The organism is Chloroflexota bacterium (assembly GCA_016197225.1).
GTDB lineage: Bacteria > Chloroflexota > Anaerolineae > Anaerolineales > VGOW01 > VGOW01.
The window spans coordinates 13,793-39,277 of record JACPWC010000115.1; the positions used below are offsets into that span (position 1 = coordinate 13,793).

At 59.4% G+C, this 25,485-nt stretch carries 26 protein-coding genes; 5 read left to right on the forward strand and 21 right to left on the reverse strand.

Going from position 1 to position 25,485, the window contains the following annotated elements:
* Positions 1–160: 160 nt before the first annotated feature.
* Positions 161–1,909 (forward strand): DEAD/DEAH box helicase, encoded by a 1,749-nt coding sequence (locus HYZ49_19160; GenBank protein ID MBI3244403.1) that lies wholly within the window; start codon positions 161–163, stop codon positions 1,907–1,909.
* Positions 1,910–2,053: 144 nt separating this feature from the next.
* Here the strand turns inward: HYZ49_19160 and rfbB are convergent, their stop codons facing one another.
* From rfbB to HYZ49_19235, 15 genes are all read right to left on the reverse strand, one after another.
* The gene (gene rfbB / locus HYZ49_19165) at positions 2,054–3,010 is read right to left on the reverse strand and encodes a dTDP-glucose 4,6-dehydratase (protein ID MBI3244404.1); all 957 of its coding nucleotides are present in this window, start codon (positions 3,008–3,010) and stop codon (positions 2,054–2,056) included.
* 265 nt (positions 3,011–3,275) lie between these two features.
* Complete coding sequence (locus tag HYZ49_19170) at positions 3,276–3,758, reverse strand: GNAT family N-acetyltransferase (GenBank protein MBI3244405.1); 483 nt, start codon at positions 3,756–3,758, stop codon at positions 3,276–3,278.
* 137 nt (positions 3,759–3,895) lie between these two features.
* Positions 3,896–4,963 carry a glucose-1-phosphate thymidylyltransferase gene (locus HYZ49_19175; GenBank protein ID MBI3244406.1) on the reverse strand — a complete coding sequence of 356 codons (1,068 nt, stop codon included), beginning with the start codon at positions 4,961–4,963 and terminating at the stop codon, positions 3,896–3,898.
* Complete coding sequence (locus tag HYZ49_19180; protein MBI3244407.1) at positions 4,960–5,595, reverse strand: hypothetical protein; 636 nt, start codon at positions 5,593–5,595, stop codon at positions 4,960–4,962. Before HYZ49_19180 ends, HYZ49_19175 begins: the two co-directional genes overlap by 4 nt.
* A gap of 12 nt (positions 5,596–5,607) precedes the next feature.
* Positions 5,608–6,270 carry a CpsD/CapB family tyrosine-protein kinase gene (locus tag HYZ49_19185; GenBank protein ID MBI3244408.1) on the reverse strand — a complete coding sequence of 221 codons (663 nt, stop codon included), beginning with the start codon at positions 6,268–6,270 and terminating at the stop codon, positions 5,608–5,610.
* Between the two features lie 78 nt (positions 6,271–6,348).
* The gene (locus HYZ49_19190; protein MBI3244409.1) at positions 6,349–7,020 is read right to left on the reverse strand and encodes a hypothetical protein; all 672 of its coding nucleotides are present in this window, start codon (positions 7,018–7,020) and stop codon (positions 6,349–6,351) included.
* A gap of 95 nt (positions 7,021–7,115) precedes the next feature.
* Positions 7,116–7,775: a hypothetical protein gene (locus HYZ49_19195; protein ID MBI3244410.1), complete on the reverse strand. Its 660-nt coding sequence runs from the start codon at positions 7,773–7,775 to the stop codon at positions 7,116–7,118.
* Between the two features lie 47 nt (positions 7,776–7,822).
* Positions 7,823–8,920, reverse strand: a complete 1,098-nt coding sequence (locus tag HYZ49_19200; protein MBI3244411.1) for a glycosyltransferase — start codon at positions 8,918–8,920, stop codon at positions 7,823–7,825.
* A complete protein-coding gene (locus HYZ49_19205) occupies positions 8,920–9,285 on the reverse strand; it encodes a hypothetical protein (protein MBI3244412.1) in 366 nt (121 codons plus the stop codon). The genes HYZ49_19200 and HYZ49_19205 overlap by 1 nt, the downstream gene beginning before the upstream one ends.
* On the reverse strand, positions 9,282–9,623 hold the full coding sequence (locus HYZ49_19210; GenBank protein ID MBI3244413.1) for a hypothetical protein: 342 nt from the start codon (positions 9,621–9,623) through the stop codon (positions 9,282–9,284). The genes HYZ49_19205 and HYZ49_19210 overlap by 4 nt, the downstream gene beginning before the upstream one ends.
* Positions 9,624–9,666: 43 nt before the next feature.
* Positions 9,667–10,302 carry a ribonuclease HII gene (locus tag HYZ49_19215; GenBank protein ID MBI3244414.1) on the reverse strand — a complete coding sequence of 212 codons (636 nt, stop codon included), beginning with the start codon at positions 10,300–10,302 and terminating at the stop codon, positions 9,667–9,669.
* Between the two features lie 124 nt (positions 10,303–10,426).
* On the reverse strand, positions 10,427–11,173 hold the full coding sequence (locus tag HYZ49_19220) for a glycosyltransferase family 2 protein (GenBank protein MBI3244415.1): 747 nt from the start codon (positions 11,171–11,173) through the stop codon (positions 10,427–10,429).
* Positions 11,174–11,228: 55 nt separating this feature from the next.
* A complete protein-coding gene (locus tag HYZ49_19225; protein MBI3244416.1) occupies positions 11,229–12,164 on the reverse strand; it encodes a glycosyltransferase family 2 protein in 936 nt (311 codons plus the stop codon).
* Between the two features lie 79 nt (positions 12,165–12,243).
* The gene (rfbD, locus tag HYZ49_19230; protein MBI3244417.1) at positions 12,244–13,080 is read right to left on the reverse strand and encodes a dTDP-4-dehydrorhamnose reductase; all 837 of its coding nucleotides are present in this window, start codon (positions 13,078–13,080) and stop codon (positions 12,244–12,246) included.
* Between the two features lie 110 nt (positions 13,081–13,190).
* Positions 13,191–13,925 (reverse strand): zinc dependent phospholipase C family protein, encoded by a 735-nt coding sequence (locus HYZ49_19235; GenBank protein MBI3244418.1) that lies wholly within the window; start codon positions 13,923–13,925, stop codon positions 13,191–13,193.
* A 69-nt stretch (positions 13,926–13,994) separates the two neighbouring features.
* On the opposite strand from HYZ49_19235, the gene HYZ49_19240 reads away from it, so the two are divergent.
* Positions 13,995–14,627 carry an FHA domain-containing protein gene (locus HYZ49_19240; GenBank protein MBI3244419.1) on the forward strand — a complete coding sequence of 211 codons (633 nt, stop codon included), beginning with the start codon at positions 13,995–13,997 and terminating at the stop codon, positions 14,625–14,627.
* Between the two features lie 60 nt (positions 14,628–14,687).
* Here the strand turns inward: HYZ49_19240 and HYZ49_19245 are convergent, their stop codons facing one another.
* The 6 genes from HYZ49_19245 to HYZ49_19270 all read right to left on the reverse strand — a co-directional run bounded on the left by HYZ49_19245 (position 14,688) and on the right by HYZ49_19270 (position 22,778).
* Positions 14,688–16,547 (reverse strand): bifunctional homocysteine S-methyltransferase/methylenetetrahydrofolate reductase, encoded by a 1,860-nt coding sequence (locus tag HYZ49_19245; protein MBI3244420.1) that lies wholly within the window; start codon positions 16,545–16,547, stop codon positions 14,688–14,690.
* 101 nt (positions 16,548–16,648) lie between these two features.
* A complete protein-coding gene (locus HYZ49_19250) occupies positions 16,649–17,209 on the reverse strand; it encodes a class I SAM-dependent methyltransferase (protein MBI3244421.1) in 561 nt (186 codons plus the stop codon).
* Between the two features lie 6 nt (positions 17,210–17,215).
* A complete protein-coding gene (locus tag HYZ49_19255) occupies positions 17,216–18,451 on the reverse strand; it encodes a PDZ domain-containing protein (protein MBI3244422.1) in 1,236 nt (411 codons plus the stop codon).
* Positions 18,452–18,530: 79 nt separating this feature from the next.
* Complete coding sequence (locus HYZ49_19260) at positions 18,531–19,496, reverse strand: hypothetical protein (GenBank protein ID MBI3244423.1); 966 nt, start codon at positions 19,494–19,496, stop codon at positions 18,531–18,533.
* On the reverse strand, positions 19,493–21,592 hold the full coding sequence (locus HYZ49_19265) for a CHAT domain-containing protein (protein ID MBI3244424.1): 2,100 nt from the start codon (positions 21,590–21,592) through the stop codon (positions 19,493–19,495). Before HYZ49_19265 ends, HYZ49_19260 begins: the two co-directional genes overlap by 4 nt.
* 61 nt (positions 21,593–21,653) lie before the next feature.
* Entirely contained in the window at positions 21,654–22,778 is a 1,125-nt protein-coding gene (locus tag HYZ49_19270; GenBank protein MBI3244425.1) for a pyruvate formate lyase-activating protein, read from the reverse strand.
* Positions 22,779–22,834: 56 nt separating this feature from the next.
* On the opposite strand from HYZ49_19270, the gene HYZ49_19275 reads away from it, so the two are divergent.
* The 3 genes from HYZ49_19275 to groEL all read left to right on the forward strand — a co-directional run bounded on the left by HYZ49_19275 (position 22,835) and on the right by groEL (position 25,450).
* On the forward strand, positions 22,835–23,845 hold the full coding sequence (locus HYZ49_19275; protein MBI3244426.1) for a hypothetical protein: 1,011 nt from the start codon (positions 22,835–22,837) through the stop codon (positions 23,843–23,845).
* A gap of 288 nt (positions 23,846–24,133) precedes the next feature.
* Positions 24,134–24,451: a co-chaperone GroES gene (gene groES / locus HYZ49_19280; protein MBI3244427.1), complete on the forward strand. Its 318-nt coding sequence runs from the start codon at positions 24,134–24,136 to the stop codon at positions 24,449–24,451.
* A 33-nt stretch (positions 24,452–24,484) separates the two neighbouring features.
* A complete protein-coding gene (gene groEL / locus HYZ49_19285; GenBank protein ID MBI3244428.1) occupies positions 24,485–25,450 on the forward strand; it encodes a chaperonin GroEL in 966 nt (321 codons plus the stop codon).
* The last annotated feature ends 35 nt before the right edge of the window (positions 25,451–25,485 follow it).

Genomic DNA, 25,485 nt, shown 5'->3' on the forward strand with positions numbered 1-25,485 from the left:
TTGAAACACTTCGTGTCTTATAGTGCTGGAACGGCGACTTATATTTGTGCGGCGCGGGCGCGCACCCGGGCGGCGGCGTCACCGGGGTGAACGGCCACAACGCGGCGCGCGAGATATTGAAGAATTGGAGAATGTTATGAATTCTGATCAAACACCTACGATTGAAACTTTTGCCCAACTGGGTTTGCGCGACATCCTCGTCGAGGCGCTCAACGCCGTCGGCTACGAAACCCCCACGCCTATCCAGCGTCAGACCATCCCGCTACTGCTGGCGGGCCGCGACCTGATCGGTCAAGCGCAAACCGGCACCGGCAAAACGGCGGCCTTTGCCCTGCCGATTCTGGAGAAGCTCGATCTGACCCAGAGCGCCGTGCAAGCGTTGATTCTTACGCCCACGCGCGAACTGGCTATTCAGGTGGCCGAAGCCATTCACACCTATGCCAAACATCTGGGGCGCGTGCGCATCACGCCGATTTATGGCGGCGACTCGATGCAAAAACAGTTGAGCCGTTTGCGGGGCGGGGTGCATGTGGTGGTGGGCACGCCGGGGCGGGTCATGGATCATTTGCGGCGCGGCACGCTGGAACTCTCGGCGCTGAAGATGGTGGTGTTGGATGAAGCCGACGAGATGTTGCGCATGGGCTTTCTGGAAGATGTGGAGTGGATTTTGAGCCAGGCCGCCGGCGAGCGCCAGACGGCATTGTTCTCGGCCACCCTGCCGCGCGAGGTACGCCGCATCGCCGAACGCTATCTCCAAACGCCCGCTTCGGTGGAGATCAAACACAAAACGCTGACCGTGCCAACGGTGGAGCAACATTTTGTGCAGGTGTTGGAGAAACAAAAACTGGAGGTGCTCACCCACCTGCTCGAGGCCGAGGCCGTCCCCGGTGAAGCCATTTTGATTTTTGTGCGCACCAAACTGGGGGCCGCCGATTTGGCCGAGCGTCTGGAGGCGCGCGGCTACACCGTGGAAGCCATGCACGGCGATATGAACCAGTCGCAACGCGAAAGCGTCATCCGCCGGATGCGAGAGGGGTTGGTGGAGATTGTAGTGGCCACGGATGTGGCGGCGCGCGGTCTGGATGTGGAGCATATCGGCCACGTCATCAACTTCGACATTCCCAACGACCCCGAGTCCTACGTTCATCGCATTGGCCGCACCGCCCGGGCCGGGCGCGCCGGCAAGGCCATTTTATTCGTCACGCCTCGCGAAGCTTACATGATGCGCGAGATTGAGCGCTACACCGGCCAACGGCTGACGCTCGCCAAAGCGCCCACCCACGCCGATGTCGCCGCGCGGCGGCGGACGCTGTTCAAGAACCGCCTGCTCAAAACATTGGCCGAAGAAGAGCTGGAGGCCTACGTCACGCTGATTGAAGAACTGGCGGCAGAGAGCGACCACGACCTGGCCGAGATTGCGGCGGCGGCGGCCTGGCTGGCGCGAGGCAACAAGCCCCTCGGCGGGAAGGCAAGGCCGGAACCGGCGCCCGCCACACCGGCCACGCCGCCCACCGAAGGAGAGACAGTGCAATTGTGGGTGGGGGCCGGTTTGGAGGCCCGGGTGCGCCCCGCCGATTTGGTGGGCGCAATTGCCAATGAAGCGGAAGTGCCGGGCAAGGAAATTGGCCCGATTGTGATTTACGATGACTATTCGGTGGTGGGAGTGCCGGCCCGCTACCTCAATCAAGTTCTTCAGAGCATGGCCGGGGCCAGCATTCGCGGGCGCGAGGCGGCCCTGCGCTTGGCGACAGCGCGCGACATCGCGCCGCGTCCGCCGCGCCGCGCGGCGCATTCAGAATCGCCCCATTCTTCACGCCGCAAACCGGCGCGCACCACGGGCAAAGAGTTCTCCAAGCCGGCCAAGCGCGACACAAAAGGCAAAAAGAAAAAGCGGGTCTCCCGGCTTTAACGGGAAATGGGACGCGGACGCAAAGCGCGCGGATGAACGCAGATTTTTTCTTTTATCCGCGAAAATCAGCGTTCATCCGCGTCCAAAATTTCTTTTCACGGTAAATCCGGCAGAGCCGAAAAAGCATAAATAGGCGTTTCGTTTTTACTTCTCCCGCTCCACGTACTGCTTGCGGTAATACTCCAAATACTCGCCAGACTTGATGGGCCGCCACCACGGCTCGTTGTCCACGAACCATTTCACCGTCAACTCCAGCGCCTGATCAAAGGTGTGGCCGGGAACCCAGCCCAGGGCACGCAGTTTGCTCACGTCGAGGGCGTAGCGGCGGTCGTGCCCGGCGCGATCCACCACGAACGTCAGCAGGCTGTGGGGCTTGCCAAGCAGGTCGAGAATCTTGCGGGCCATGTCAATGTTGTGCGTCTCCACGCCCGTGCCCACGTTGTAAACTTCGCCCAGCTTGCCGTTGTGCAACACAACGTCAATGCCTTCGCAGTGATCGAGCACGTATTGATAGTCGCGCTGTTGCATTCCGTCGCCGTAAATGGGGAGTGGCTGGTTGTCAATGGCGTTGGTGGTGAAGAGCGGCACGGCCTTTTCGGGATAGTGATAGGGGCCGATGTTGTTGGAGCCGCGGGTGGTGGTGACGGGCAAACCGTAGGTGACGAAATAGGCGTACACCAAATGTTCAGCTCCAGCCTTGCTGGCCGAGTACGGGCTTCGCGGCTCCAGCGGGTCGCCCTCGACACTGCGGTTGGGCGCGGGAACCTGGCCGTATACCTCGTCGGTGGAAATCTGGTGGAAGCGTTCGAGTTTGAACTCTTTGGCCGCCTCCAGCAAAACGTGCGTGCCGTTGACGTTGGTTTTCACGACGGCATCAGACTCCAGGATGGAGCGGTCCACGTGAGTCTCGGCGGCGAAGTTGACAATAGTGTCAATGTCGTGCTCTTTGATAGCGGCCCGCACAGCGGCCCCATCGCAAATGTCGCCCCGCACGAAGGCAAAGCGCGGGTTGCCTTCTGCCGGTTTCAAATTCTCTAGCCGCCCGGCGTAGGTCAGCTTGTCGAAGACGACGATGTTGTAGCCGGCATACTTGCCAAGCATGTGATGGACAAAAATTGGAGCCGATGAACCCGGCTCCGCCGGTGACGAGAAGATTTTTCATAATCAACAGTTTTTCACCGCAAAGACGCAAAGGACGCAAAGTTATCTTGGATGGTTTACCCAACTGTCTGGGTTGTCATTCCGAGCAAAGCGAGGAATCTCTGGGCTGGCCTAGAGATTCCTCGCCGAAGCGCACGGCTCGGAATGACATCCTCAGCTAAACAAATCCTGCAAATTCCGTTTGCGTTCCAGGCGTTCCTTACAGTTAGACAAGTTTCAGTTCAAGTTCCAGTTCGTCGCGAATCGGGATGCCGCTTTCGCCAATGAGCGAGATTTGCGGTTTGAGTTTGCGGGCAACGTCAATCGCGCCTGGATAGAGCGCCACCAGCCTGAAGCCGCGCTTCTGGTAAAACTTCAGGCCAACGAGATTGTCGTTGGTGGTGAGAAGCCACACACGCTTACAGTCCTTTTTCTTTGCCTCGGCAATCACCGTATCCATCAGCGCCCCGCCGATGCCCTGCCCCCGGCGCAGGCTGTTGAGACTGGTGACTTCACACTCGCCGTCTTGCGCATCATACGTCACCACACCCGCCACCTCGCCGCCGTCTTCGGCAATGAAGGCCGGGTTCTCGGCGGGATAAAAAACGCGCTCACGGTCAACCATCGCCTCATCGCCCCAGTGTTCGCGCATGAAGGCGCGAAGGAAAGGGCGGTCGGCAGCGGCGGCGGGGCGGATCACGAATGACATCAGTCGCTAGTCACGCCTCTAATCCGCCCACATCCCTTGATTCTAAAGATAGGCTTGGTTCCGCTGGAGAAGTTCCCCGGCAAGGCCAAAGCCTATCTCCAGAACAACGTCGCCCTGCGGATTAGAAATGATGCTCTCTACAAAACGCCCACCTGACTGTAATCACCCAAATTCATCTTGATCGCTTTAGGTTTGATCTCGGAGCGGGTGACAGTGGCGTTGCGCCCGATGATGCTGTCGGCGATGCGATAGGGCACGTCAAGCACCTTGCTGTTCTCCAGCACAATCGTGTGCTCAATCTCGCTCTTCTCGACGAGGCAATGATGATAGATGCTCGTGAACGGGCCGATGTACGAATCGCGGATGACGGTGTTCTCGCCGATGATGGTCGGGCCGCGAATGACGCTGTTCTCCACCACCGCCCCTTTTTCGATTGTCACCCGTGGATCTAGTTTGGAAGCCGAGTCTACCGCGCCGTCAATGTGAGGCTTCACTTCTTCCAGCACGTGAGCGTTGGCGGTGAGCATGTCGCCAGGCTTGCCGGTGTCAATCCACCAGCCGGTGTGAACGTAAGGATGGACGGCGTAGCCTTGCTCGATCAGCCATTGAATAGCGTCGGTGATTTCAAGCTCGTTGCGGAATGAGGGCTTGATGGCGTGGACGGCTTCGCGAATGTGCTGGTCGAACATGTAGATGCCGACCAGGGCTAGGTTGGAGGGCGGGTTCTTCGGTTTTTCGACGAGGTGTTTGATCGTGCCGTCGCTGTTGAGTTCGGCCACGCCGAACTGTTGCGGGTTCTCGACGGCAGTCAATACGATCTGGCTGTTCCACTGGCTGTCGGCGAACTGGCGGATGAGAGGGCTGATGCCGCCCTGAATCACATTGTCGCCAAGAAACATCACAAAGCGGTCGTCGCCGATAAAGTCGAGCGACTCTTTGACGGCGTGGGCCAGCCCGGCGGGCGCCGACTGCTCGATATAGGTGATCTTCACGCCCCAACGCTCGCCGCTGTTCACCGCTTCCTTGATTTCGGGCGCGGTGTCGCCGACGACGATGCCGATGTCGTTGATACCGGCGTCACGGATGGCGCGAATGACGCGAAAGAGCACCGGCTCGTTGGCGACCGGGATGAGTTGCTTGGCGCGAGTGTAAGTGAGCGGGTAGAGGCGGGTACCTTTGCCGCCGGAGAGGATGAGGCCTTTCATAGTTGGTGCCCCATTAGCTTTTGTTCATCATGATGCATATTAAGTGCCGCGCCTAAACATCCTCCGCCAATTGCCCCAACAATAACGCCGCCAAGCATATTCAACCAAACTATCGAGGAAGCGGCCTCCGTAACTGGAATCGACTCGCGTAATTGATGCATATAAAACATAAAGAGCCACGCTCCAATTGGAAAGCCAGCCGCGCCTGCTATAGCTAATTGCCAAACTGCTGGTTTTCGCTGAATGGCCCCCAGAGCGGCCCCAATGGAAAGGCCGAGCAGAGCAGGCTGTAGAAAATCTATGAATGCAAGAAACAAATACTGATCTGTAAATGTGGAAGAGAAAAACGAAGCCGCAATTGATCCGCAACCGCCCAACATACTCGCAAGCGCATACGTCTTGACGTTTTGTCGAATGTGGGTGGCGTAACCCAAGGCAACCCCGCCAATACCGCAAGCTATGAGTAACGACATGGCTCTTGTGGCCCTTTCAACAAACACATTATCTGTCGGGAAAGCAAGGGACCACGGGCTCATAAATAACGCCAAGCCAACACCAAATCCTACAGCTCCATAAAGGGTATAGCGATAGGATAGGATCCGAAAAAATATGTGTAGAGGTGAAGTTTCCATAGTTGAATCGATTTAGTAATTGCTCATTTTGGAATCCACGCTCGCATTCGTCAGCACCGTGCCGACGATGCGGACTTTGATTTTGTCGAGCAGTTCCTTAGCCTGGGCGGCGTGTTCGCGGCGGGTGTGGCCGGCGCTGAGGACGAGCAGGACGCCGTCGAGTTTGGTGGCCAGCAGGGCGGCGTCGGTGACGGCGACGACGGGTGGGGCGTCGAACAAGACGATGTCGGCGCGCGATTTCAGGTCGGCGATGGCGGCATCCATCTTCTTGGAGCTGATCAGGTCGGCGGGGATGGGCGGGAGCGGGCCGGAGGGGAGCAGAAACAAGTCATCCACACCTGCGGCGGCGGCCAGCCCGTGCTTTTCGGGGTCGCCGCCTTCCAGAACAAAGTTGCTCAGTCCGCGATCGTTGGGTAAATCCCAAAGGGTGTGTTGCGCGGGGCGGTGCAGATCACAATCAACGAGGATCGTTTTGCGCCCGCCCTGGGCGAAGGTGATGGCCAGGTTGGCAACGACACTGCTTTTGCCCGCCAGGATGTCAGACGAGGCCGAGGTGACAAGCAGAGTGGTGAGCGGCTTTTCGAGGCCGGAGAAGGTGAGGTTCGTCCGCAGGGTGCGAAAGGCTTCGGCGGCGGATGAACGAGGATCGGTGAGGGTGATGAGGGTGTCTTTCATGAATGACCCCTTCGGGTGACGAATGACGAATGACGAACGACGGCAACTTTCGTCCTTCGTCCTACGTCTTTTGTCGCTCTAGCGTTTTCTTCGCGCTCCTTCGGCGGCCGGGATGGCTCCGAGGACGGGCAGGTTGAATTGGCGTTCGATGTCGGCGGCGGAGCGGATGACGGCGGACTCCAGATATTCCAGGATGAAGACGATGACGCCGCCGATGAGCAGACCCAGCACGCCGCCGGCAATGGTGTTGATGGAGGTCTTGGGCCGGTCGGTGACGAAACGCGGCTCGTCGAGGAGGATGGCGTCCACCCGATCTTCTTTGCGCTGTTTCTGATTTTCCTCATTGCGCCACTGGATGAAAAGTTCGGCCCACTTTTTGGCAACGTCGTTGGCCAGGTCGCCATTTTCGTTCTTGGCGTCAATTTGGATGACGAAGCGCGAGTCGTCGGAGGCGATGGTGATGTTGCCGCGCAGGGTTTGCGGCTCGGTGTCGAGTTGCATCGCCTCAATCACGTCTTTGGCGCGGTTGTCGGTGTCCATCCAGGCAACGTAAGAGCGCAGAAGAATCTTGGCCGACTGGGTGAGGCCGAAGTCGGTGCGGGCCGGTTGCACCAGCAAGTAGATGGTGGATTTGTAGATCGGCGTTTGCAGTTTGCTGAAGACGAAGGCCGAGGCGGCGGTGAGGGCGGCCACCAGGGCCAGAATCCAGCCGCGCCGCCAAATGATGCGAACGTATTCGTTGATGGTCATTGAAATTCTCCGAAGGCCAATCTTACCAGAATTCAGGAGTCAGAAGTCAGGAGCCAGAATAAAAATTCTAAATTCCGAGTCCTGACTTCTGAATTCTATTTCTTAGGTATCTCGCCCAACACCTTCAGGCCCATTGCTTCAATTTCATGCTTGTTGCGTAAGAAGGGATCGAGATAATGAGCGATGAAGGCGAGGGCGACGCCGACGGCCAAACCGAGGCCGAGTCGGATGGGGAGATCGATCATCGAACGGAGTCCGGGCGAGGAGGCGCCGACGGTCGGTGTATCAAGAACAGCCACCACCGCATTTGCGCCGCCAAGTTGGGGGAAGGCTTCGGCGTTGCGATTTTGCAGGACAACGACAGCGGCCTCGGCGGCGGCTTTAACCGAGTCGGCATCACTGCCGTTGACGAAGAGCACCAGTTGACTACGGACGTAGTCAGACGTGAACGAAGCTTGCAGAGTCTTGCCTTGTGTTGCGAGTTCGTCGCTCACGGCCTGGGCGAAGGCGCTCGTTTTGATCCAGTCTGAGAGGCCGCCGACGATGTACTCTGAAGTGAGCCAACTGTAATAAGTGGGATCGAAGCCGGAACTGCCGAGTGCCGGCGGCAGGCTGGCGTTGAAGCGCACGGTTGCGCCGTAAATGGTGGGCGGGCGCTGATAGGTAGCCAGGCCGACCGCGCCGACGACGAGGGCCGGAATGGCGACGAGCCACCACCAGCGGCGGAGGATGAGGAAGTAGAGGCGAAGTTCCATGAAGTCTCAAAAGTGAAACGTCAAACGACAAACGTGATCTTGACGTTTTACGCCTGTCGTTTGACGGGGATAGCCGACTCTATAAAGTTGCGCAGTTCTCTTTCAAACACCTTTCGATCAAACTTGAGGGCGTGGGCACGGATAAAAGCTGGATCAAATTTGGACGAGTCGAATGATTTGAGAGTGGAGATTAGAGATTGGACAGTCTGCTCGTGGAAGAGATGGCCGGTTTGATTTTCGATGACGGTGTCCAGCGCGCCGCCGCCGGCAAAAGCGATGGCAGGTCTGCCCGCCGCCTGGGCCTGAACCGGGGTGATGCCAAAGTCCTCCAGCCCTGGAAAGATGAAGGCTTTACAACGAGCCATGAGATCGGGCAGGTCGGCCTCTGGCACGCGGCCCAGGAATTTTACCGTAGACCCGGCCATTTTTTCCAGCCGCGCCCGGTCGCGCCCGTCGCCGCCGACGAGCAAGGGCAGGTTGAGGGCGGTGCAGGCGCGCACGGCGAGATCGACTCGCTTGTAAGGGATGAGGCGGCCCAGGCAGAGAAAATAGTCGCCAACAGAGTCGGCAATATTGAATCGATCTGTCATCACAGGCGGGTAAATGATAACCGACTCGCGGCCATAGAAGCGGGCGATTCGCCGCTGAACTTCCGACGAAATGGCGATGAAATGGTCAACACGTTGCGCGGCGGCCTTGTCCCACTGTTTGAGCAGGTTGAGGACGGGGAGCAGGATTCGGCGCTGGGCCGGGCTGAAGCCTTCACGGGTTGCGTAGTCGTCAAAGCCCCAGACGTAGCGAGTGGGCGTGAGGCAGTAACAGATGTGCACCGCGCCCGGTGGCTTGCGGACGCCGTGACAGAAGCCGCTCTTGTTGGAGAGAATGAGGTCAAAGCCGGTGAGGTCGAAGCGCTCGAAGGCGAACGGGTAAAGCAGAAGATAGGGCTGATGATAGCGGTGAATGGCTGGCAGGCGATCCATAAATGAAGCGCGGATCGGCCACTGGCGATATTTGGGCGGCATCTTCTCGCGCCAGTAAATGGAGGTGAAGACGGGCGCGCCGGGAAACATTTCGGCCAGCACTTCCAGCACGTCTTCGGCGCCGCCGAGTTGGTTGAGCCAGTCGTGGATGAGGGCGAGAGGCATCAGGCGGAAACAGCGGTTTCTTCTGTGAGGCCTGACATCGCTAACACCCTGTCTGACCATTCTGATGCTTGATGGGCCAGCAAAGCTCGCTGAAAGGAGTTTGTGGAAGCAACTGGCCAGACATGAAGCCACAACGTGAGATTAATTTGCAGATCAACAAGCTGACTTGCTGTATCGGATTTGGTCTCTGTCGCTGTCCATTCGATAAACCGTCGCGCTTCCTCCAGTAAAACTTGAACGACCTGCGAATTAACGGGATTCATCGCCGTTGAACTCACCCGCGCTAAATCTGCTGCCAACCCGCCCAAACGGATTGGCAAGGGATCGCGCATAAACCTTTTCTGAACTACGGCAAAGTCTTTCATGAGTCACCTGCCAAAAGTTGGCGAATGATATTTTCCATTTTGGCGCGAATAGCCGGATTCTGCACTTCCGTTTTAGTGTTGCCGTCTCGTGAACGAAGGTTGATGATCGCCTCAAATCGTATCTCGTTACTGGCAGGGTACCAATTCGCGCCCCATAAATCGGATTGCCTGCTTCCATCAGCCAGAAGCACTGCTTCGCTATCTGCGTGCATCTCGCCGCCGCCGGCCATGATTTCGCGCTGTACATCAACTGCAACTTTGATCAGAACGCCCCAGTCTGCCAGCATAGCAGCTATCTGTTCAGGTGTGGCTCGTTCGCGGAGAATGTGAATTGACATAGATGAAGTTCCAATAATGGTATTCGCTGATGTTTCATCAGAATTATAACCCTGCTTTCTCCAGTAACCCCCTGATCGGCCCATAACTCCTCCGATGTACCTCGCTCACCCCCAACTCCTCCAGCGCAACTTTGTGCAGGGCCGTGCCGTAGCCCTTGTGCTTCGCGAAGCTGTAGCCGGGATGGAGCGCATCAAGTTTCACCATCGCCCGGTCGCGGCTGACTTTGGCGACGATGGAGGCGGCGGCGATGCTGAGGGAGAGGCAGTCGCCGTAGTTCAAAAAGTGTTGAGGAAGAGAGAAGAGAGAGGAGAGGTTGACGGCGTCAATGAGGAGAGCTTTGGGTTGGGGGTGGAGCATGGCAACCGCTCGTTGCATGGCGGCTCGGGTGGCGGGCACGATGCCGTTCGAGTCAATTTCGCCCGGCCCGGCCCCGCCCACACCAACCGACACGGCCACGTCGCAAATTGCTGCGTACAACTTTTCGCGCTGGCGGGCGGTGAGCTTCTTGGAATCGTTCACGCCTTTGAGGGCCGAGGCCAGGTCACGGCGGTTGAGGGGGAGGATGACGGCGGCGGCCACCACCGGCCCGGCCCAGGCTCCGCGTCCGGCCTCGTCAATGCCGGCGATCAGATGATGGCCTTGAGCGAGGAAGCGGCGTTCAAGTTTGAGGGTGGGCATGGTCGTGACAAATGAAGAATGACAAATGACAAATGAAGAATGACAAATGAAGAATGACAAATGACAGATGATGAATGACAGGTGATGAATGACGAATGATTATCCGTCGTCCCTTGTCCGTCGTCTATCGTCGTTCATACTTCCCCTGTTCCCAATTCTGCCGGATGGTGAGGATGTCCTTGAACATGCGGAGCGAGTCGTCGAGCAGACGGACGCGGCTCTCGGAGCGGTAATACCAGTTGATGGGCACTTCGGCCACGCGGTAGCCGCGCTTGACGGCGATGTAGAGCGCCTCCACGTCGAAGCTCATGCCATTCAACACCTGCACCCGGAAAATATCCTCGGCGGCTTTGGCTGAGAAGCACTTGAAGCCGCACTGCGTGTCCTCGAAGCCGGGCAGGGCGAAGAACTTCACCAGGTTACTGAAGACACGCCCGATAATGTGGCGATGCGGCGGTTCGTTGTAGCGCCTGGCTCCTGGCGCTTCGCGTGAACCAATGGCCACCTCAGCGCTCTCAAGCTGAGGCGGCAGGAACTTGGCGATCTCTTGAATTGGCATCGAGAGATCGGCGTCGCAGATGAAGCGGAACTGGCCTTTGGCTTCAAGCATACCTCGACGCACGGCCAAGCCCTTGCCTCGCGCGCTCTCGCGAATGAGTCGCGTGCGTGAATGATCGGCGGCGAAGGCCTCGGTGACGACGGCGGTGAGGTCCTGGCTGCCGTTCTCGACGACGACGATCTCGCTCGCGTACGATTGCTTGTCGAGGTAGGCGTTGATCGAGGCCAGGGTGGGCGGCAGGCGATGCTCTTCGTTGTGGGCAGGAATGATGATAGAGAGGAAGGTGGCGTTGGTCACAGTTTTGTGTTGCATATTGCGTGGTGCGTGGTGCGTAAGGAGATACGCACTACGCACCACGCAATATCGTTTATAAGTCACTCAAAATTGAAAGAACATACTCATCCGAAACTTTGCGGGTGGCTTGCACCCGCTTTCGCTTGGCGAGCAGTTTGGGCAGGGCCAGCACTCCGGCAAGCTGGCCGCGCAAGCGGGCGCGGGCCGCTTGGCCGCGCCAGGCTTTCAGGGCTTCAAGCGCAAGGCGCAACTGCGCCCCGATTATCTCACGCCAGTGTTTGCGCCATACGCTCGCCGGCACGTCTTTGACCAGCACGTAAATGAAGTTGCGCCCATCATAAAAACTGGCGGTCGCCCCGCCGCCGGTGGCCGAGAGTTTGTGAAACACAACCGCTCGCGGGGCGAACACGGCTTTCCATCCGGCCAACTGCGCCCGCCAGGCCAGGTCCACATCCTCGCACGAGAAAAAGAAATCGTCGTCGAGCAAGCCGATTTGATCGAGCATGACTTTGCGATACGCCGCCGAGCCGCCGCAGGCTGAGAAGACATGGCCCTCGTCAAACTGGCCGACGTCTTTCTGCCAGACCCCCTGGTTTGCCGGGAGACCGTTGGTTCGATACAGGTCGCCCGCCGTGTGAAAGGTGTCGCGTTGATCAAAGAGCAACATCTTTGAGGCGACGATGGCCGCTTCGGGGTGACGATCAAAAGCGGCGGCGACTTCGGCCAGCCAGTTTGGATCAACTTCGGTGTCGTTGTTGAGCAGAATTTGGATGTTGCCTTTGGCCGCCCTCAGCCCGGCGTTGCTGGCCCCGGTGAAACCGGCGTTACGATCCAGAGCGATCACTTTCACTTCCGGGTAGTCGCGGGCGAGCAGTTCGCGCGAATTGTCACTGCTGGCATTGTCGGCGACGATGATTTCAAACTCCTGAAGCGTTTGCTGTCGAAGAGAGTTGAGGCAGGCGGGTAGGTGGGAAGCGCCGTTCCAGTTGGGGATGATGATGGAGAGCATGACAGGGTGACAAGATGACAAGGAGACAAGGAGACAAGGAGTTCTCTTTTGTCTCCCCTTCTCCGCGTCTCCTTGTCTTTTACACGCTCAGAAACTCGGCCAGCGCCTCTTGCCAGGGCCGCAGGGTGATGCCCAGCGCGGCGGCGGCCTGGTTGGCAAGGGGTGTAAATTTGGGCGGGGTTGAGGGGCGAGAAAAGTCCGAGAGCAGAATCGGTTCCACTGGCACGTGGCGGCGGCCACTGAGTTCAAGGATGTGTTTGGCGTAGTCGAAGCGCGAGCAGTAGCCGCCGTTCACCAGATGATAGATGCCGTAACTTCCGGTCGCAATCAGCTTGAGGATGGCGGCGGCGAGGTCGGGAGTGAAAGTGGGGCAGGCCACTTCGTCGGTCACAACTTTTAGGCCGCCGTTCTCATCGGCGAGTTGTTGGATGCGGTGGACGAAGTTGCGCCCGCCTTTTGAGGTGAGCCAGGAGGTGCGAACGATGTAGAAGCGGTTGAGCAGGAGGGCGGTGAATTTTTCTCCGGCGAGTTTGGAGTAGCCGTAGGGGTTGACCGGGTTGGTGTTATCGAATTCGCGATACGGCTCGTTTTTCGCGCCGTCGAAGACTTCGTTACTGCTGACGTAGAGCATGGCGGCGTTGGCTTCGGCGCAGGCCAGGGCGACGTTTTGCGTGCCCAGGCCGTTGGCGCGGTAGGCCAGGTCGGGCTGGCGGGCGGCGGCGTCTACGTCGGTGAAGGCGGCGCAGTGCAGGACAACGTCCGGGCGGTGTGCGCCGATGGCGGCGCGAGTCTGGGCGAGGTTGGTGATGTCGAATTCGTGAAGGTCGCCACCGTCAAGTTCCATTCCTGCAGTCATGGCTTGCCGCGCCAGTTCCGATCCAAGTTGGCCTTTGATGCCGGTGATGAACAGTCGCATAGTCAGTCTTTCATTCAAAGAGGTGTTCACTACAAAGGCACAAGGCCACGAAGTTCCACAAAGTTTTCTTGGTGAAGCTTAGTGTCTTAGTGCCTTGGTGGTTAATGGACTCAGCCATTGTGAAGATATGTGGTAATTACGTTCCGGCTGAGGGCGAGGCCGCGGGCGCGGAAGTCGTCGAGGGCGGTGAGCGGGATGCGGTCGAAGATTTGGGTTTGCATGGCCGGGGGCGATTGTAGCAGAGTCTCAAATTCGGCGGGCGAGAGGCTCATGCGTTTGGCGAAGACTTCGATGGTTTGGGCTTCGGCGCCGTCGGCCAGTTGGCGGGCCACGAAGTCGCGCCAGCCGCTCAGGGCCGAGTCGGCCAGAAAGGGAAGCCAGCGATCAGGTTGAGCGCGGCAAAGTGTTTCGCCCACGCCGTCGCGCAACAGCGGCCAGTCGAGCCGGTCGAGGTAGATGCGCAAGACGTTGTGGATGAAAAGGCGATGGCGGAAATTGCTCCAGTCTGCATCAAGGCCGAAGACGGGGTCGAAGATGTCGCCGATCCACTGCTGATCGAGGGCGAGGTGGCAGAGGTAGCCGGCGAGGAAGGCGGCGTGAGAGGGGGGCAATTTAGCAGAGTCGGCCAAACCGGGGTGAAGGCGGAAGAGGGCTTGCGAAGCGGGAGTCCGGTCTTTCATCGGCACGTCGAAGAAGTGAGTCGCTTCGCGCGTCTGGCCGGAGATGTTTTGGGCGTCGGGGGCGATGTTGCCCAGGTAGAACTCGGCGGCGTGCTGTTGGACGAGCGGCGGGCAGGCGGGCAGTAGCTCGCGGGCCAGGCGCAGGTGGTAAAAGGGGGTGGGCATGGGCAAAAGTATATCAGGTTGCGCGCCGGGGATAGTTGCGTATACTTGCGCTACATCAGGAGGATAGTTATGCAGAGTGGCTCATTTCGTTTGCTCATGCAACGCGGCCCGACGCCGGGCAAGACGTTTGAACTGGTGAAGGACGTGGTGACGCTGGGGCGCGATGTGTCGAACGATATCGTGATCAACGACGCCGAAATTTCGCGGCATCACGTGCGGCTGACGCGGCAGATGGGCACGTTTGCGCTGGAAGATTTGGGGAGCACCAACGGCACCTTTGTCAATTCGATGCGGCTGGCCGGGCAGAAGTTGTTGTCGAAGAGCGACGTGATCAATTTGGGCGAGACGGTAACGCTGACCTTTGAGCCGACTCCGCCGGACATGGCGGCCACGATTGTGGGAAGCATCGGGCCGGTGACGATGTCGAGCGAGCCGCCGCCGCCCCGGCCGGCATTCGCCATGCCGCAAATGTCCACCCGCCCGCCGGAGCAGGCCGCGCCGCCCATCCCAAAATATCAGCCTGAATATCAATTGCCGCAATCAACACCTCAAGCCGGCAGCATGGATCGCCGCTGGGTGATTGCGGGCGTGGGGTGTTTGGTGTTGTGCTGTTGCCTGGGGGCGGTCGCGGCGGCGGTCTACTACGTTGACGCTTACAACTTGTACTGCCAGATTGCGCCGTTTTTGTTTGCTTGCCCGTGAAGCGACGACAGACGATGGACGAAGGACGAAAGTTGTCCGTCTATTGTCTGTCGTCAGTCGTCAAACTTTCTCCCTCACCTGATCAATAATCTCGGCCGCCAGATCGTAGCGGCTGAAGGGCGGCATCAGGTACACGCCCTGCAAAAACTCGCGCAGTTCAGTGAGCAGTTCGACGGCAATCTTCATCCCCTCTTGCGCGCCTGCGCTCCCGGCTTTCTCCATCCGCTCACGCAAACTCTCTGGAATGATCACGCCCGGCACTTCGTTGTGGAAGAAGTTGGCGTGGCGGGCGCTATGAAGCGGAAGCACGCCAGCCAGAATCGGCAGTTCGAGCGGGCCGTGCTTGTCGGCGTAGCGGCGCAAAAACTCGCGGGCAACACCGGTCTCGAAGATGGGCTGGGTGAGGGCGAAGTCGGCCCCGGCGGCGATTTTCTTCCTCAGCGTTTTGATCTCTTTGTCCACGTCGGGGGCGCAGGGGTTGACGGCGCAACCGACGTAGAATGAGGTGGGCTGGCCGATCTCCTGTCCGGCGTGATCGAGGCCCACGTTGAATCCCTGTTTGATTAACTTGATCAGGCCTGACGGAACGAGATCGTATTTGTCGTTGGCGTCGGGGTAATCGCCGATAGCGGTTGGGTCGCCCATGACTACAAAGATGTTCCGGCAACCCAGGGCATGGGCCGCCAGCAAGTCGCCCTGCACCCTCAACAAGTTTCGCCCGCGCGTGGGGAAGTGCAGAACCGTTTCAATTCCACCTTCATCCTGAATCAAATGACTCACCGCCCAGGCGCTCATCCGCATCCGGGCCATCGGGCTGTCGGCCACGTTGATCACGTCGGCCCCGGCCTCGGCCAGCAGGTTGGCGGCGGCCAGCAGTTTGTGAGTCGAGAGGCCTTTGGGCGGGTGCATCTCCACGCCGATCACAAACTGTTTGGCGGCAAACTTCTCGGCTAACCGGGTGGGTGGGTGGGCCTCGGTCGTTCGTTCTTCGCGCTCCAGCGCTGAAACGACAATGGATTGTGTTGGGGTCCCGGGCCGGGGCTGATCGAGCGCGGCGCGCATGGCGGCGATGTGCTGAGGCGTTGTCCCACAGCACCCGCCGACGATGGCGGCCCCGGCCTCCACGAAGGCCAGTGCATACTCGCCAAAATATTCAGGGGTAGCCGGGTACATGATCCGGCCGCCCACATTCTCCGGCCAGCCGCCGTTTGGCTTCGCCAAAAATTTTGCCTCGGGCGCGGCTTGTCTCATGGCGTGAAGAATTCGCAGAACCTGCGCCGGGCCGCTGGAGCAGTTGACGCCGACGATGTCGGCTCCACAGGCGATCAACTCCTGGGCGACTTTGGCGGGCGTGTCACCCAGCAGGGTCACATCGTCGCGGGTGAACGTCATGCTGGCGATGACGGGCAGTTTGCTCACCGCCTTCGCCGCCCGCGCGGCTTCGGCCACTTCGCGCAAGTCGCTCATGGTCTCGACGATGATCAAGTCCACGCCGCTGGCGACCAGGGTTGCGATCTGATCGTGAAAGGCGGCGTAGGCTTGCTCCGTTCTCACGCGCCCGTAAGGCGCGAGCCGGACTCCCAACGGGCCAACCGATCCGGCGACGAGGACTTCTTTGAGCGAGGCTTCAACTACGCGCCGCGCTAACGCCACCGCCGAGGCGTTGATCTGGCGCGCTTGCGCCGCGAGGCCGTGCCGGGCCAACTTGTAGCGGTTCGCGCCGAAGGTGTTGGTCTCGATGAGTTGCGCCCCGGCTTCGATGTAGCCGCGATGCACTTTGGCCACAAGCGCGGGCTGGATCAGGTTGAGGCCGTCGAAGCACTCGTCGAATCCCACGCCGCGCGCGTGGAGCATGGTTCCCATCGCGCCGTCGGCGAGGAGGGGGGAGGCTTGGAGTTTATCGAATAGTGATATTGGCATATAGACTGCAATTCTGTAATTGCTCAGACCGGTCCTTCGGGACGCAGATAAATGCTGATGCTTCGCGAACGCAGATTTTCGCTGCTCTCTTTTTGTTTTATCTACGTTCCCGTTCTGACCCCTGATTTGAAATATCTCACCCTCACCCGTTCCACCACCAACTCTCCCGTCAGCGTCCAGCCCCACTCCGGCTTCAGGGCCGGGCGTTTGTGCGGGGTGAGGATGAGGAGCGAGTCGGCCAGCAGGCTGAGTTGGTAGGTCAGTGCGGGCAGGCGCGAGGGCTGAAGCAGGTGCAGAGCGAAACTGCAAACGATCAGGCTGTAGCTCCGGCCTGCTGCCGCAAGCGCCCCGGCGGCAATTTGCTCAAAGGTGAACGGCTCGGCGGTTTGGCCGGTGCGGGCGAAGTACGCCTCAGCCGTGTAAGGATCAACGCCGTCAATCTTATCAGCGCCCAATGCTTTTAGCGCCAGCGTGGCTTCGCCACTGCCGCAAGCCAGGTCGAGGACGCGACTCAGATCAACAGGCCAGGTTTCAACGGCGGCCTGCAAGGCGTGTTGAATGGCCCGCTCGTGCGGGTTGCTGTAATCGCCGCCGAAGCGTTCGTAGAACTCTTTGACGCCGTAGCGTTGATATTGTGCTCGAATAGACTCCTGACCCTCCATCCGCGATCATTGTCCTTTCACCAGAAGCTCAATCGCCTTGTCAATCGCCGGGTCGTTCTCCAAATCCACCTCATCCCAATCAGCCTTGATTTCAACATCCGGCTTCACCCCAAATTCGGCCAGGTCCTGGCCCTTGCTGGTCTTGTACGACTGGCTGGCAAAAGTGAAGTAAGAACCGTTGGGCAGAGGCACGGTGGTGTAGCCAAAAATCTTGCCGGGCGTTTGCAGGCCGATGACAGTGGCTCGTTTGGAGGCTTGCAGGGCGGCGGCGAAGATTTCGGGCGAGCCTTCAGTGTCCGGGCCGATGATGAGAACGATCGGCAGGCCTTGCGAGCCGCCCACATCCACGCCTTTTATCTGCACCGGCGTGCTTTTGGTGCGCGAATAAAACTCGCCCAGCCGGCCGTCGGCATAAAGCGCCAGCATCTCGCTCAGCGGCCAGCCGCCGGAGGTGTGGGCCACGCGCAGATCAATGATGACGCCGGTCAACTGATTCTGCTGGCTGATGTTTTCCAGCGCCTGAGACATCGTATCCATGAGTGTATCATCGCTAGCGACGGGCATGAGCAAGTATAGAATCCCGCTCCGAGTGAGGACGCCGCCTTTGAGAGTGTCGGCGGCGGCGAGCGTGGCCCGGGTCACTTGCACCGCGCGGCGCGGCTCGCCCGGCGATCCCACTTCCAGTTTCACCGTCGTGTCGGCCTCGCCGCGCACTCTCTGCACCACGTCCATTCCTTCCTCAGCCGTCACCGGCTTCCCGTCAATGCTGAAGATCGAATCGTGCGCCTTCAACCCGGCCAGGCCGGCGGGCGAGCCTTCGATGATGGACAGGATGACGATGTGCGGCTCCGGCCCGGCCCGCACCGACACGTAAGCGCCGATGCCGGAATAGAGCGACGTGTTTTGCAGATCGGCCTGAATGCGTTCGCTACGCGACTGATAAACGCCGCCCTCGCCCGGCAATTTGGCCGCCAGGTCTCCCAGCGCCGCCTCAAACTCAACCTCGGTCAGCCCGCCCTTCACCTGCGCCAAATAGTCGGCGTGAGCCGACTTCCAGCCACTGCTTCCCAGGTCTTCATAAATAAACTGCTCGTCCAGCGCCGCCGACAAAGTGTCGAGCACCCGCAGTTGCCGCTCAACCGGATCAGTAGTGGGCAAGTCGGGAACATCGGGCTGGCCGGAGAAGCGGGCGCAGGCGGCCAGCCCCAGAACGACGAATGAAAGGATGCGGATGTGTTTCATGGAAGCCTCCATTCTTGGCCCCCCTCATCCCCCCATTTTGCGAACTCCAACGCAAAATGGGGGGACAGAGGGGGTCGAACTATTTTGCTTCAAAGATGGACAGGTCGCGGAAGAGAATCACGCCATCATACTCTTCGCTCGGCGTGACCGCTTTAGCTGAGTCGGCCCAGGCTTGAAGCCGGGCGATTTCACTGCTTGAGGTAGCAATGTAAACACTCACGCTGTAAAGGCCCGGCCTGGGCAGAGCCGTCGTCGCCGTCCACACGCCGGTGGAACCGTCAACGTCAATGGGCAACGATTCCGGGAGAATGATCGAGTCGCCGGTTTCAAAGTCGGTGACGACGTAGAACAGCCGCCAGCCGGTTTGCAGGTTCGAGTAGGTGCCGCCAATCTCCACCGGCTGGCCCACCGCCACCACCTCGTCGAACGCCGGCTTGATCAGTTGTACCGAGATGAAAGACAGGGGCGAGACACTGCCGCCCCCGCCGCCCGTTCCGGGCAGGGTTGGCGTGGAGTTTGGCTCCGGCGTGCCGAGCGAGTCGAAAGTAGGAACTCCAATCTCCGCGATGGCCGTCAACGTCGCCGGACTCGCCCCAGGCTCTGCCGTCGGTCCGGCCTGGCCGCTAAGCCCGGACAGGATGACGGGGACGGCCACGAACACAATGACGATCAGGAACAGACCGGCAAGCACGAACCACATCACGGGGTTGCCGCCGCTCGCGGGGGGAGTTGATTCAGCCTTCACCCCTTCGCCCGGCTTCACGCTCTTGAGGCCAGGCTTGCCGGCAAACAACTCCAGATTCACGTTGGGATAGGTGCGGGTCTGGTTGTAAACCGTGTTGCCCCAAAAGGTGAGCAGGCCGCGCAAATACTCGCGGTCATCCTCGTCGGTCACCTGCCGCCCGGCCAGCCGCGCGGCCTCGATGAAGCTTCTGATCTCGGCCAGGCGTTCGGGCGTGCCAGCGCCGGAGGCCGGCGCGGCCTTGAGCAGGTCGGCGTGGCGGGCGCGAATTTCGGAAAAGGAGAGCGTGTCGGGCATGGTCATGTTTTATTCTTCCTCAAAATCTCCAACAAGTCATCAGACAACGAGTCCAATGTTGAAGTCAAATCTTTCAGTTCTTTGTCGGCGATAAAGAAATGGGTGCGAATGGCCGTTCCCATCTCACGCAACGTTTTGCGCACGGCGGCCTGCTCTTCGTTGGCAATCTGAGCCTCCAGCATGGTTGCCTGCCGGGCCAGGGTCACGCACCACTCCGAGCCGGAGAGGTCGCCGTTCTTCGCCGCCAGTTCACCTGATTCTTTGGCGAAGGGAATGAAACGGCTGTCAATCACGTCCGAGCGGCAAAATGCCCAGGCGGCCGAGACGGCTTCCCACTCCCAGGCCGGGCGGCGGGCCTCGTCGCGCAGGCGGGTGAAGTCGTTGTCCAAATCCTGAAAGATGTCGTGTTTCTCAACCGCCGAGTACAACGTGGCGTGCAGTTTATCCAGTTCGGTGATGGCTTGGGCCAGGTCGGGCGCAGAGGGGAGTTCGTCGGGTTGGGTCCACGAGTCGGCCAAACGGCGCAGTTCGGCAGCCCGATCTTCAAGCGACTTGTCGGCGGCGTTCATGTGAGTCTGAATCGTCTGCCGCAGTTTGCGGGCAACGCCCGACACGGCTTTGTAACTGCCCTCGGCCAGCGCCGCGTCGAAGTTCTGTTCGCTAATGAGTGACTCGACGATCCAGGGGTCGCCGGTGAGGCCGCCACTTTTAGTGAACGGCTCGGTGGTAATGGCCGCCGCGCCGGTTTGAGCGAAATCTTCGAGGCGGCGGAAGGTGCTCTGACATCGCGCCCAGTATTCGATCACGTAGTTGAGGTCGGGCGTTGCTTTGTCGAGGCGGGGCAGCTCGAGCAGGACAAATTCGAGCGACTCGTTGAGGTCGTGCAGAAGATCGTGCAGGCCCTTCCAGGCGGCGAGTTGTTTGTAGAGCCGGGCGGCGGCCTTGAGATGAATTTGCCAGCGGTTGAGGGTGGCCGTGGTCGTTTCGGTGACCGGCTCGGCCCGCACGGCGTCGAAGCCGAGTCGAGCCTGGGCCACCACCCGTTCTTTGCTCTGCTGAGGAAAGTCCACCAGCAGGCCATCCTCCGACGACAGAAAAAGCACCGGCACGGCAAACGAGGCGTTGGCGCTGTTGCTGTTGTAGATCGCCAGCCGCCCCTCGCGCATGGCCTCGTCCACCGTCCGGCCCTGAGCCAGTTGGTTGTAGAAGGCGCGGGTGAAGGCGACGGCGGCCCGATCAAAGATCGGGGCTTGCATGGCGACGACGGCGGGGATGCCGGTGCGTTGCAGAATTTTTGGCGCGATGCCGGTGAGCGGTTGGGCGGTTGAATCAATGGCGGTTTCGCAGGCGTTGAGGACGATCAGGCGCAGGTCGGGCAGGCCGCCGACGAGGATGGCGGCGTCATCCGGCGTCACCGAATCCAGATCGCCGTATTGATCTTCAAAGGCCAGCGCCGATTTGCCTTCGGCAAATTTGCCGTGCCCGGAGAAGTGCAGGACGTGCGGGCTGAAGGTGGTGAGGGCTTCGCGCACTTTGTCGCGAGTGGCGTGCTCTACAAACTCCAGCTTCACCCAGCCCTTCTCTGATTCGTCGGCCAGAGCCGAGATGAGATTGTCCCGCTCGGCCTCGAAGTTGAGCTGCGGCAGTTCACCCGGCATGGCGCTGACGACCAGCAGGCGCAGAGGCAGTTGGGCGACAATAGGTTGGGCGCGCTGGAGGCCGACGGCGACGAAGCGGGTGATCGAAATGGCGTTGAAGATGAGGAAGCCGGCCGGTTCCTGATAAAGCGCCTCCCAGGGCAGGCGGCGCAAGTTGGGCGGCTCGATCTGCAAGCGCAGGCGCAGGTTTTCGTTCTGACGCAAGTTGGCGGCCAGCAAGTCGCGCAAACCGGACTCGGCAGTGATGGCGGAATACAGGCCGAGGCCGACCTGCCTGATCTGATCGGTGGAAAGAGTCTCCAGCGCGGCGGACAATGCAGGGATGCCTCCTGCCGGAAGCGGGGCAGGCTGAGACGAGCGGCCCAGCGGCGAGGCGGTGACGCGCACTTCGGGGCCGAGGGCTTCGCCGGGCGGATCGGAGAGGAGAAGGTCGAGGTTGTTCACAAAGGATGAAGGCAGAAGAGTGAAGGATGAATCGTTGGTTTCATAATTTATCCCTCATCCTTCACATTTCCCACGGCGGCTTGCCCGCTCCACCTTTCATTGAATGACGAATCGCTTCACGAATTTCATCGTCAGGCAGAACGTCGGCCATGGCCGCCAGCAGGCCGAAGCATCCGGCGATCATCATGTCGCCAAACGGCGCGGCAAAGTAGGGGCCGAGGCGCGAGCCGCGCATGAGGGCGCGGCGCGGGCCGGTGACGATCAGCGGCGGCTTGGCGATTGGGTCGGTTGAGTATAACAAAGCGCCGTGACCCATGTCGTCGAACACGTCGGCGTGTCTGAGCGTGCCGTTAGCAAGACGCTCCAGGAGCGATTCAAGTTTCACTTGATTGATTTCGCCGGTGTGATGCTCGAAGACGCCTTCGACGCCAAGCGGCCCCAGGCGAAAGGCCAGGGTGTGAAAGTTGCCGACGTTGCAGAGGATGACTCGTTCAGGGGCGGCGGCGACGGGATCGAAGGTGGCCCCGAGCACGGCGGCAGGGGCGGTGTCCATGACGACGAGTGGAGCGTCACTGTTGTGGGTGACGGCCACGGCCTGGAGGCGGGTCATGATTGGCGGGATGTCGTTTGAAAGAAAGGCAAAGGCCGAGAGCCGGTTGTGGGCGCGGATGCGCTGGTCGAGATAGTCGAACCGGAACTGACGATCGGAGTAGCCGGGTGGTGAGTCGCCGTGATCAAAGACGGCCACGCCGATGGCGTCCGGGTTCAGAGTCAGGCCAAACGTTGCAAAGGCGGTTGCCAGAGCCGCCAGGTCGAAATCCTTCAATTCAATCCGCACGGCGTCGGGCAGGGTGTCGGTTTCGTCGTCACTGATGATTCGGACTCCCATTTCATTCTGCACCCAATCGAGGTCATCGTTGAAGGTGCGGGCGGCGCCGGGCGTGGCGTAGAGCGGGTAGCCGGCGCGGACATGGTCGCGGGCCGCCCACTGGCTAGGGCCGCCGCCCATCATCACCCCGGTGAGCAGGACGGCCTCGGCGCGGACAGTGGCTTGCCGGAGCCGGTTATGGACGATCATGGTTGGAGATGGCATAATTAGCTTGAAGCCGTTTTCCAAGTCAAGATCGGGGTTGAAGAGAAAGACGTCCTGGGTGCCGGTGCCGACGTCTACCGTTAGAATTTGCATGGGTGTATTATAAACCTGCAAACTTAGTCCAAATTTTCATTTTTCCGGAGGCCGATATGAGTGACGTTGGTAAAAACCTGCAACACGCCGCCAGCGAGGCGCTTTCGAAAGCCAAAGATGCGGCGGCCAGCCTGCAAGACAGCCACGAAAAGGCTGGTGAGAGGCCCAAGCCCATTCATCAAAACGTGTCGGTGATTGTCTTTAATCCGACGATCAAATCGGAAGGGGGCAAGAAGCTCTCGGAAGTGATGGGCTGGAGCAAACCCGACGAGTTGACGCAGAAGTACATCGCCGACGTGAAGGAGGCCAGCTACGGCTACATTACTTATGGCGTGGTCGAGCGGATCGAGGTGGACGGCTTCCCGGCCAAGAAGGACGGCTTTGTGTACAAGGCCGAAGATTTTTTGAAGCACCTGCGGGCCGGCTCCGGCTTCCACACGCCGGACGAGGTGGATTACAAGCCCATCCTTGAGAAGTATGAAATTGTTGAAAAAGTGAATCGCGGCTCGATTGACGAAGTTTGGCTGTACGCTTTTCCTTACGCCGGCTTCTACGAGTCGATCATGGGCGGGCCGGGGGCGTTCTGGTGCAACGCGCCGGTGCTAGAAGGCGCCGACCAGGCCAAGAAGCGTTTTGTGATCATGGGCTTCAACTACGAGCGCGGCGCGGGGCAGATGCTGGAGAACCTGGGCCACCGGGCCGAGTCGATCATGAAACATACTTATCGCCACAAGAGCGGCGACGACAATTTGTGGGAGCGTTTCACCCGCTACGACAAGACCCATCCCGGCCAGTCGGAGGTGGGCATTGTTCATTACGCGCCCAACAGCACCAAAGATTACGAGTGGGGCAACAAGACCAAAGTGAAGAGCCGCTACCACGTCTGGAAGAACTTCCCCAACCTAGAAGGCGTCCCGATTGAAGTGGACGACTCGCACTGGGGCGGCGGCGACATTCGCGAGCACCATATGTGGTGGTTCAAGTTGATGCCCCACATCACCGGCTCGGGCAAGGGGATTGCTTATAATTGGTGGCAGTATATTATTGACCCGAACTTGGTCAACTAAAGGCGCACTACTCCCAAGTGATTTTGAACAAGAACGCTGTGAGTTAGACTCTCGGCGTTCTTTGTTGCCGGGTGAAGTCTCCTGTGCTCTTTGAGACGCTCTTGAGACTCTATCGCCTTATACTTCTTGTCAATGGAGAGGATTCAGACGCCTGTTCAAGCTAAAACTGTGCCCGGCTTCTGCAAGTCTCTTTTACATGGCCTGAAAAATCGCCGGTTTTTAGCCATTTGTTGAGTGATCGAAGGCGCTCACCCTATTTCTATGCTTTTGCAAGGAGGCAAATAATCAATGTCCCTCAATCTCAAACCCCTCGGCGACCGGCTGGTCGTCGAACCGCTGGAACAAGAAACAACGACGGTCAGCGGCATCGTTCTGCCTGAAACTGCCAAGGAGAAGCCGCAAAAAGGCTCGGTGTTGGCGACCGGCCCGGGCGCGCGCGACGATCAGGGTAGGCGTATCGCGATGGACGTGCAAGTAGGCGATATTGTCTTGTTCGCCAAATACGCCGGAACCGAAATTAAGCTCGACGACAAAAAGCTGTTGATTTTCAAAGAAGGCGATGTTCTTGCAATTGTTGAAGGCAATGTCGCCAAGAAAAAGAAGTAATTTCCCGTGACGACACGGAAAGGATAGCTACGTATGGCCGCAAAACAACTTGTATTCAATGAGGATGCTCGCCGCAAACTCAAGAACGGCATGGATATTCTTGCCAACGCTGTTGGCACCACCCTCGGCCCCAAAGGCCGCAACGTCGCGCTCGACAAGAAGTTCGGCGCGCCCACCATCACCCACGACGGCGTGACGGTGGCCAAAGAAATCTCGCTGGAAGACCCCTACGAAAACATGGGCGCGCAACTCCTCTCCCAGGCCGCCAGCAAGACCAACGATATTGCCGGCGATGGTACTACCACCTCCACGATCCTAGCCCAGGCCATTGCCACCGAAGGTCTGAAGATGGTCGCCGCCGGGGCCAACCCCATGCTCATCAAGCACGGCATCGAAAAGGCCACTGAAGCCGCCGTGGAAACCATTCGCAAGCAGTCGCAGAAGATTGAGAGCAAAGAAGAGATCGGGCAGGTCGCTTCTAACTCTGCCGCCGACTCTGAAATTGGCGATCTCATCGCCGAAGTCATGGACAAGGTGGGCAAGGACGGCGTCATCACCGTCGAAGAGTCCAAGAGCCTCCAGTTCGAGACCGAGTACGTAGATGGTATGCAGTTTGACCGCGGCTATATCTCGCCTTACTTTATTACCGCGCCCGAGACAATGGAATCGGTCATCAATGACTGTTACATCCTGATCCACGACAAGAAGATCTCCGCCGCCGCCGACATCGTGCCGGTGCTGGAGAAGCTGGTGCAGATCGGCAAGCGTGACCTGGTCATCATTGCCGAAGATGTGGATGGTGAAGCCCTGGCGACTCTGGTGCTGAACCGACTGCGCGGAATGTTGAACGTGCTGGCCATCAAGGCCCCCGGCTTCGGCGACCGCCGCAAAGCTATGTTGCAGGATATTGCCGTGCTCACCGGCGGCACCGGCTCGACCACGCGGCCGTTCTTCAAATGGTCTTCGACGATCTGGTCGAGGTCGTGTTGGTCGACGTAGGTGTACCAGACCGCCTCGGGGTAGACCACCGCCAC

Coding starts and splice junctions, on each gene's coding strand:
- rfbB (MBI3244404.1), bottom strand. CDS start 3,010: ATGCTTGGCAAGTATGCCGGCTACAACATCGTCGTCTTCGACAAGCTG.
- HYZ49_19170 (MBI3244405.1), bottom strand. CDS start 3,758: ATGTCATTCGTGATCCGCCCCGCCGCCGCTGCCGACCGCCCTTTCCTT.
- HYZ49_19175 (MBI3244406.1), bottom strand. CDS start 4,963: ATGAAAGGCCTCATCCTCTCCGGCGGCAAAGGTACCCGCCTCTACCCG.
- HYZ49_19180 (MBI3244407.1), bottom strand. CDS start 5,595: ATGGAAACTTCACCTCTACACATATTTTTTCGGATCCTATCCTATCGC.
- HYZ49_19185 (MBI3244408.1), bottom strand. CDS start 6,270: ATGAAAGACACCCTCATCACCCTCACCGATCCTCGTTCATCCGCCGCC.
- HYZ49_19190 (MBI3244409.1), bottom strand. CDS start 7,020: ATGACCATCAACGAATACGTTCGCATCATTTGGCGGCGCGGCTGGATT.
- HYZ49_19195 (MBI3244410.1), bottom strand. CDS start 7,775: ATGGAACTTCGCCTCTACTTCCTCATCCTCCGCCGCTGGTGGTGGCTC.
- HYZ49_19200 (MBI3244411.1), bottom strand. CDS start 8,920: ATGCCTCTCGCCCTCATCCACGACTGGCTCAACCAACTCGGCGGCGCC.
- HYZ49_19205 (MBI3244412.1), bottom strand. CDS start 9,285: ATGAAAGACTTTGCCGTAGTTCAGAAAAGGTTTATGCGCGATCCCTTG.
- HYZ49_19210 (MBI3244413.1), bottom strand. CDS start 9,623: ATGTCAATTCACATTCTCCGCGAACGAGCCACACCTGAACAGATAGCT.
- HYZ49_19215 (MBI3244414.1), bottom strand. CDS start 10,302: ATGCCCACCCTCAAACTTGAACGCCGCTTCCTCGCTCAAGGCCATCAT.
- HYZ49_19220 (MBI3244415.1), bottom strand. CDS start 11,173: ATGCAACACAAAACTGTGACCAACGCCACCTTCCTCTCTATCATCATT.
- HYZ49_19225 (MBI3244416.1), bottom strand. CDS start 12,164: ATGCTCTCCATCATCATCCCCAACTGGAACGGCGCTTCCCACCTACCC.
- rfbD (MBI3244417.1), bottom strand. CDS start 13,080: ATGCGACTGTTCATCACCGGCATCAAAGGCCAACTTGGATCGGAACTG.
- HYZ49_19235 (MBI3244418.1), bottom strand. CDS start 13,925: ATGCCCACCCCCTTTTACCACCTGCGCCTGGCCCGCGAGCTACTGCCC.
- HYZ49_19240 (MBI3244419.1), top strand. CDS start 13,995: ATGCAGAGTGGCTCATTTCGTTTGCTCATGCAACGCGGCCCGACGCCG.
- HYZ49_19245 (MBI3244420.1), bottom strand. CDS start 16,547: ATGCCAATATCACTATTCGATAAACTCCAAGCCTCCCCCCTCCTCGCC.
- HYZ49_19250 (MBI3244421.1), bottom strand. CDS start 17,209: ATGGAGGGTCAGGAGTCTATTCGAGCACAATATCAACGCTACGGCGTC.
- HYZ49_19255 (MBI3244422.1), bottom strand. CDS start 18,451: ATGAAACACATCCGCATCCTTTCATTCGTCGTTCTGGGGCTGGCCGCC.
- HYZ49_19260 (MBI3244423.1), bottom strand. CDS start 19,496: ATGACCATGCCCGACACGCTCTCCTTTTCCGAAATTCGCGCCCGCCAC.
- HYZ49_19270 (MBI3244425.1), bottom strand. CDS start 22,778: ATGCAAATTCTAACGGTAGACGTCGGCACCGGCACCCAGGACGTCTTT.
- HYZ49_19275 (MBI3244426.1), top strand. CDS start 22,835: ATGAGTGACGTTGGTAAAAACCTGCAACACGCCGCCAGCGAGGCGCTT.
- groES (MBI3244427.1), top strand. CDS start 24,134: ATGTCCCTCAATCTCAAACCCCTCGGCGACCGGCTGGTCGTCGAACCG.
- groEL (MBI3244428.1), top strand. CDS start 24,485: ATGGCCGCAAAACAACTTGTATTCAATGAGGATGCTCGCCGCAAACTC.